Annotated in this window: 2 protein-coding genes; both read left to right on the forward strand. The window is 40.2% G+C overall.

The features are described 5' to 3' along the window. A partial coding sequence (locus AC1DG9_RS27230) for a sialidase family protein (RefSeq protein ID WP_477635711.1) occupies nt 1–834 on the forward strand: 834 nt, incomplete at its 5' end. A gap of 2 nt (nt 835–836) precedes the next feature. Then, nucleotides 837–1,134 (forward strand): SGNH/GDSL hydrolase family protein (locus AC1DG9_RS27235; RefSeq protein WP_477635712.1); only part of this gene is annotated, 298 nt, incomplete at its 3' end.

Here is a 1,134-nt window from a genome sequence, read left to right on the forward strand (position 1 = left end):
GATGAAAACAGCGGTGTAGGCGATCCTTCTGTTTTGTTTGATCCGGTTACCAAAACCATATGGGTTTCGGCTTTATGGAGTAAAGGAAATCGTTCTATTGCAGGTTCTGGTCCAGGCCTTACACCCGAAGAAACAGGACAATTTGTGGTAACCAGCAGTACTGATGATGGACTTACCTGGAGCAAACCTTATAGCATAACTTCACAGGTAAAGAATCCGGAATGGAGATTATTTTTCCCTGGACCAGGAAATGGTATTGCTATGTCAGATGGCAAGATTGTTTTTCCTGCACAATATTGGGATGCTCAAAAAATGCCGCATTCTACATTAATATATAGTGATGATCATGGTAAATCATGGAACAGCGGTATCGGTGCAAAATCCAATACCACCGAAAGCCAATTGGTAGAAACTACTCCAGGAACCATTATGCTAAATATGAGAGATAACAGAGGAAGCTTTAGAAGCGTCGCTACTACTACCGATATGGGTAAAAGCTGGACAGCACACTCAACCTCTTATAATACACTTGCAGACCCTGTTTGCATGGGAAGTTTTATTAAAGCAAAAGTTAAGGTTAAAGGGGTATTGAAAGACGTGTTGTTCTTTAGTAATCCAAATGTTTCCAAAGCACCAAGAAGGAATATCACCATTAAAGCTAGCTTGGACATGGGCGAAACATGGATGCCTGCCAATCAATTATTAATAGATGAACGCGATTCTTTTGGCTATTCTGCGCTTACTAAAATCGACGACAATACCATTGGTATTTTGTACGAAGGCATCAGCAGTTTACTATTTGTAAGGGTTCCGGTAAGTGATATCATTAAGTAATTATGTTCAGGAAAAGGTCAATGTCGCTATTTGTACTGCTATGGTCACTTGGATTAACCTCGTACAGTCAGGAGGTACGGGTAGCCTGTATTGGTAATTCAGTAACTTTTGGCGCCGGTCTCAAAAATCCTGCAAAAGAATCTTACCCTTCGGTATTACAGGATTTACTTGGGCAAAAATATGGGGTTAAAAACTTTGGCCTAAGCGGAGCTACACTTTTAAAAAAGGGACACAGGCCTTATTATAAAACAAAACAGTTTCAGGATGCTGTCTTGTTTAAGCCTGATATTGCAATTGTAC

Source organism: Pedobacter sp. 05L430 (genome assembly GCF_056397585.1).